Origin of the sequence: Erwinia sp. (assembly GCF_031978025.1) — a bacterium.
Lineage (GTDB): Bacteria > Pseudomonadota > Gammaproteobacteria > Enterobacterales > Enterobacteriaceae > Erwinia.
In genome coordinates, this window is record NZ_DALZCD010000269.1 from 1 (window position 1) to 5,903 (window position 5,903).

Genomic DNA, 5,903 nt, shown 5'->3' on the forward strand with positions numbered 1-5,903 from the left:
GCGAAGTACGCTATTTTGAATCCCATTTCGATCGTTTCCGGCCGGAAGTGCGCAACCGCTGGCGTGAACAGAAGGGCGCAGGCAGCGGTATCTGGTACGATTTGGGGCCGCATCTTATCGATCAGGCGCTGCAGCTGTTCGGCTCGCCGGTGGCGATTAATGTTGACCTGGCGGAGCTGCGTACCGGTGCTCAGACCACCGATTATTTCCATGCCGTGCTGACCTATCCAAAACGTCGCGTGGTGCTGCATGCCAGCATGCTGGCAGCCGCAGAATCGCCACGCTATCAGGTACACGGCACGCGTGGCAGCTATGTGAAATATGGTCTGGATCCGCAGGAGGACAGTCTGAGAGCGGGTGCGCGGCCGCCGCAGGAAGAGTGGGGCTACGATATGCGCGATGGTGTGGTGACGCTGGCTAACGGCGAAATGATGGCGGAAGAAACGCTGCTGACCACACCGGGCAATTATCCGGCCTATTATGCGGGCATACGCGACGCTATCAACGGCAACGGTGCAAATCCGGTGACAGCGGAAGAAGCGATTCAGGTGATGGAGCTGATCGAACTCGGCCTGCAATCGGCCGAGAAACGCCAGACCCTGTCACTGAAATAAGTTTAAAACTGCCCGGCCCGTTGGCGGGCAGTTTTAGCGTTTCGGCCGCTATGCGGGCGTAACTTGCCTGGCTTCAGAGTTTGGTCAGGCCGCTACGCGGGCGCGAATCGCTTCTTTTTCTGCCTCGCTTAAGAACGCAATTTTCAGGCCGTTTGCCTGGGCAGTACGGATCTGCTGCTGGCTCAGGCCCGCCTGCGGCGCGGCAATTTTGTATTCGTGCCCAATCTCAATGCCCTGTACGGCAGGATCGTCGGTGTTAATCGTCGCCAGAATGCCGTGATCCAGGAACGTGACCAACGGATGGTGCAGCAGCGAAGAAACGGTGCTGGTCTGAATATTGGAGGTGAGGCAGGATTCGATGCCGATCGCCTTTTCCGCCAGATAATCCATCAGCTTCGCATCTTCTACCGCTTTCACGCCGTGGCCGATACGTTCAGCGCCCAGCTCGTTAATCGCCTGCCAGATGCTTTCCGGTCCTGCCGCTTCACCGGCGTGGACGGTAATACGCAGGCCCGCGTCGCGCGCACGGGTAAAGTGGCTTAAAAACTGACTGCCGGGGAAGCCCAGCTCATCACCGGCCAGATCCAGCGCGGTAATACCGTCACGGTGTGCCAGCAGGGCTTCCAGCTCCAGCAGACAGGCTTCTTCGCCAAACGTACGGCTCATGATGCCAATCAGGCGCACGGTAATATTGTGTTTTTCGCAGCCTGCCCGCACGCCGTCGATAACGGCCTCCACCACACCGGCAATCGGTAGGTTATGGGTCATCGCCATATAGCCAGGAGAGAAGCGCAGCTCCGCATAGTGAATACCCGCACGGGCAGCGTCTTCAACGTTTTCCAGCGCGACGCGGCGGCAGGCTTCCAGTGAACCCAGCACCTTGACGCCCCAGTCCAGCTTCTGCAGAAAGCTGACTAAATCCGGCTCGTTTTTCATTACCTGTACGTGGGGACGCAGCGTTTCCAGCGTAGTGGCAGGCAGCGTAAGGTTAAACTCGCGGCCCAGATCAAGGATAGTTTGTGCACGGATATTGCCGTCAAGATGGCGATGGATATCGGTAAGGGGAATACGGGAATCAATCATGGCGGTGCACTCTGTAGTGATTAAAGTGCATAACAGTATAAAAACATTCCGCGCTGCTGTACCAGCTAATTGCGCGTTCGGTGAACCGACTGCCGAATAATTGCCCTTTCAGGCAAAAAAAACCGTACCGACCTTTCGATCGGTACGGCTGGGGCCGTCTGACTATACCTTACTGCTGCGGCATGGCTGCCGGTTCGCCACCCAGCATGTAGCGGGTAAAGAACTGGTCAAGGGTCATTTTCTCGCCATTCATCGTGACCTGGCCGCTGGCATATTGCAGGCTGGTGACAATGTTATTGTCCTGCTGTTTGGTCAGGCGGAACATCTGGCCCATCGCGGCCACGCCTTTCACCTGTTGATCGGCCAGTTTGGTGGCTTCTTCCTGCTTATAGCCTTCCGCCATCGCGACCTGAGTCATCATCTCGGTGGCCATATCCATGGAAACAGAAAGCTTGCCATCCAGCGTTTTCAGCACGTTATCGACCGCCTGGCTCAGGGTTTGCGGCTGTGGTGCACCTGCGGCGCGGTCTTTAAAGTGCACGGAAAGGTTAAAATTGCTTTCGCCTTTATCGTTTTTCCAGCTCAGTGGCGCAATAGTGATGACCGGGCTTCCTTTCAGCAGCAGCGGCAGGTTGGCATTCAGGATTTCACCGATACGCTGCTGGTAAAGCGCAAAATTATCGCTCATGCCCGGCTCGTTCATCAGCGCCTGCGTCTGGCTTTGATAGTTATCGCTGAATGCCTTGATGCCGTCGGCGTCAAACTGGGAAAGCTTGAGCGTCAGCTTAATCTGACCAAAGTCCCGCTCACGGATTTTCATCGCGTCCAGCGCAAGGTCGGTAGTGCCGGAAACCTGGTTGTTAACGCTGTCATAAGCGGAGTTCAGCTTAATGCCGTGCAGCTCGAAAGAGGGCTGGCCGTTTACGGTCGAGCTGAGCTTATCCAGTGTGCTCTTTTGATCGCCAATGCGCAGGCCCTGAGCGTTAAGGTGCGTTTTGCCGTCCAGCGTCAGACCATTTAAGGTAAACATTACCGGCATATTAAGCTGATTGCGCACGGTCAGAACCAGACTGTCCAGCTTGCCATCGTAATCGACCTTGTCACCTTTTTTATCAGCGCTGAGGTTGATGGTCCCGCCGTTAGAGGCAAAGCGTTCACCGGTCTGGGCCTGGGTATAGTCCAGCGGCAGCAGATGGATAACGGAAGCGGTCGCGCCGCTGTAGCCTATACGGGTTTCCGCCTGTATGGCCGATTGACCTTTAGTCATCTCAAACAGCTTTTTCACCGCGTCGGTGTTTTCGAGCTGAGTATGGACAGACGCCATGCTAGGAATAAGGTTGAATCTTTTCAGCTGGGCAAAAGGAAAGGGGCCGTGATCGATTTTCTCGTCAAAGATCACGCTCTGACCCGGCTTCAGGGGGGAAGTGTCTTCGGTCTGTGAGTCAGACTGCACCACCAGACGCAGCGAGCTGCTGAAGACGCCGCGCTGCCAGTCCTGGTAGCTCACCTTTAACCGGCTGTTTGGCGCCAGCGCATTCAGGCGGGTATTTGCCTCCTGCACCAGTCCATCCCTGTTCTTTTCCAGCTGCTTACCGGTAAACCACGCCGTACCGGTCCAAATTACGCCAAGAGCGATAATAACGCCCACCGCTACTTTTGTTTTTTTCATCTGTAAAGTCGTCCTTTTTTAAGTCACCGATGCCGACAATCGCATCCGGCGCAATCCGGCAAGAAAAACGTTTCTGTATAACAGGTTAATAATGATAGCAACTGTGGCCCGCGGCGTCAGCCGCTATCTGTTTTCAGCGGATAATGTTAATGAAAAGAGGCGGTAGCTCAATCATCAGTACAGGCGGCAGGAATAAAAAAAGGGATTAACTCCGTGTTATATGACAGAAATTTTCGGCTGCGGCGAAATGTCATAAGGACGACCGGCTCGCAAAATGTTAAATTATTGTATGTCATACTATGGCCCGCGCAAAACGCCCGGACGGGCAAGTTGGGTTTCATCATAACCAGTAAAGGAGAAAGACATGGCCGCCAACCGCATTGAAAAAGATTCAATGGGTTCCATCGAAGTGCCGGCAGATAAACTTTGGGGTGCGCAAACGCAGCGTTCTCTGGAGCATTTTCGCATCTCCAGCGAAAAGATGCCTGTTGAACTGGTGCACGCGCTGGCGCTGACCAAGCGCGCAGCGGCAAAGGTGAACAGCGATTTGGGCCTGCTGCCCGCCGAGCGCTCGCAGGCGATTGTGCAGGCTGCCGACGAAGTGCTGGCCGACCAGCATAGCGGCGAGTTTCCTTTGGCTATCTGGCAGACCGGTTCCGGCACCCAGACCAATATGAATATGAACGAAGTATTGGCCAACCGCGCCAGCGAGATTCTGGGCGGTGAACGCGGCATGTCCCGCCTGGTGCACCCTAACGATGACGTTAACAAAAGTCAGAGTTCTAACGACGTCTTTCCTACCGCCATGCACGTTGCGGCCGTTATCGCGTTGAAAGAACATCTGATCCCTCAGCTGAACGTGCTGCAAACAACGTTGAATGAGAAAGCGGAAGCCTTTAAGGACATCGTTAAAATCGGCCGTACCCATCTTCAGGATGCCACGCCGCTGACGCTAGGCCAGGAAATTTCCGGCTGGGTAGCCATGCTGAAACACAACCTGAAGCATATTGAGCAGAGCATTCCGCACGTAGCGGAGCTGGCGCTGGGCGGCACGGCTGTGGGCACCGGCCTGAACACGCACCCGGAATATGCGGTACGCGTGGCAAAAGAGCTGGCTGACCTGACAAAACAGCCTTTTGTTACCGCGCCTAACAAATTCGAAGCGCTGGCGACCTGCGACGCGCTGGTCCATGCGCACGGCTCGCTGAAAGGGCTTGCCGCTTCGTTAATGAAAATCGCTAACGATGTGCGCTGGCTTTCTTCCGGTCCCCGCTGTGGCATTGGCGAAATCGCCATTCCGGAAAACGAACCGGGCAGTTCTATTATGCCGGGTAAAGTGAATCCGACGCAGTGTGAAGCGATGACCATGCTTTGTTGCCAGGTCATGGGTAACGACGTGGCGGTAAATATGGGCGGCGCATCCGGCAATTTTGAGCTTAACGTTTATCGCCCAATGGTTATTCATAATTTCCTGCAGTCGGTGCGAATGCTGGCTGATGGTATGGACAGCTTTAATCACCACTGCGCTGTCGGCATTGAGCCAAACCGCGATCGTATTTCACAATTACTGAATGAATCACTGATGCTGGTAACGGCGTTAAATACCCATATTGGTTACGACAAAGCGGCTGAAATCGCGAAAAAAGCGCATAAAGAAGGGCTGACACTGAAAGCGTCCGCGCTGAAGCTGGGCTATCTGACGGAAGAAGAGTTTGACCGTTGGGTTCGTCCGGAAGAGATGGTCGGCAGTATGAAAGCGTAATATCTGAATAAGAGCGGAAACATTTCCGCTCTTTTTTCAGGCGAGGCGATCGCTGTAAAGATGCAGACGGGGAATGAGCGAAAAGAGCTTTGCGGCTTCCGGCTTAAATCGATGCACAATTTTACCGGCATCGTAATTTAATAATTCGCCCAGTTTAGGGACGGATAAGGCATCCGGGCAGAGCACCAGCAGGGGAGAAGGGCAGGCAAGCTGCGTTTGTTTCTGCTGCTGCTTATTCCACACGCGCGCAATCGGCTGTACCTTAACCGGCCTTTTAATCTTCAGTTTTGCCGTGGCAGGCAGCGAATTAAGCATGGCAATCTCATCCTGTAATTTTTCTCCCCACTGTTCACGCGTCCAGGGCGCCATCGCACGGCCAGAGCGCAGGCTTTTTTTAAGCTTTTCCACTATCTCTTCGCGGGTGACATTTTTAATTATATGTTTATTAGCCCAGCCGAAACGCACGGAATCAGGCGCATCGAGTAAAGAGACGGAGCGATAGGCGTTAAGCGTAATTAACCCACGCAAATGGCTGTGCACAAATTCAAACCGCTCTTCACTGGGCACGCCTGACTCTACCGTAATAATTTCTTCCAGCCGTTTCTTCAGCGTATTGACCGCGTCAACCTGCTGACGTATAGCCTCGGCCTGCTCCGGTGAAGCCTCAAGGCAAAGGGCGCCGGGCAGGCGTACGGCAGCCTTAGTACTTACGGTTTCCGACTGGTGCTGCATATAAAGGCGGCCATAATGGGCGAGGGCCATAGCAAAGGCGGGC

At 54.5% G+C, this 5,903-nt stretch carries 5 protein-coding genes; 2 read left to right on the forward strand and 3 right to left on the reverse strand.

From position 1 onward, the window contains the following. Positions 1 to 614: oxidoreductase (locus RTK32_RS17845; protein WP_312046344.1), on the forward strand; the 614-nt coding region annotated here is incomplete at its 5' end. Positions 615 to 698: 84 nt separating this feature from the next. On the opposite strand, the gene add is transcribed toward RTK32_RS17845, so the two are convergent. Both add and RTK32_RS17855 read right to left on the reverse strand, forming a co-directional pair. Continuing rightward, on the reverse strand, positions 699 to 1,697 hold the full coding sequence (add, locus tag RTK32_RS17850; RefSeq protein ID WP_312046346.1) for an adenosine deaminase: 999 nt from the start codon (positions 1,695 to 1,697) through the stop codon (positions 699 to 701). A gap of 169 nt (positions 1,698 to 1,866) precedes the next feature. Continuing rightward, a complete protein-coding gene (locus RTK32_RS17855) occupies positions 1,867 to 3,366 on the reverse strand; it encodes a YdgA family protein (protein ID WP_312046348.1) in 1,500 nt (499 codons plus the stop codon). Positions 3,367 to 3,730: 364 nt separating this feature from the next. Between RTK32_RS17855 and fumC the strand changes: the two genes are divergently transcribed. Continuing rightward, positions 3,731 to 5,128 (forward strand): class II fumarate hydratase, encoded by a 1,398-nt coding sequence (fumC, locus tag RTK32_RS17860; RefSeq protein WP_312046350.1) that lies wholly within the window; start codon positions 3,731 to 3,733, stop codon positions 5,126 to 5,128. A gap of 36 nt (positions 5,129 to 5,164) precedes the next feature. Here fumC and tus read toward each other — a convergent pair. Next, on the reverse strand, positions 5,165 to 5,903 hold a 739-nt coding region (gene tus / locus RTK32_RS17865), incomplete at its 5' end, for a DNA replication terminus site-binding protein (protein ID WP_312046352.1).

What these genes read in the sequence shown, in the direction of transcription:
- add (WP_312046346.1), bottom strand. Translation starts at nt 1,697, where the DNA reads ATGATTGATTCCCGTATTCCCCTTACCGATATCCATCGCCATCTTGAC.
- RTK32_RS17855 (WP_312046348.1), bottom strand. Translation starts at nt 3,366, where the DNA reads ATGAAAAAAACAAAAGTAGCGGTGGGCGTTATTATCGCTCTTGGCGTA.
- fumC (WP_312046350.1), top strand. Translation starts at nt 3,731, where the DNA reads ATGGCCGCCAACCGCATTGAAAAAGATTCAATGGGTTCCATCGAAGTG.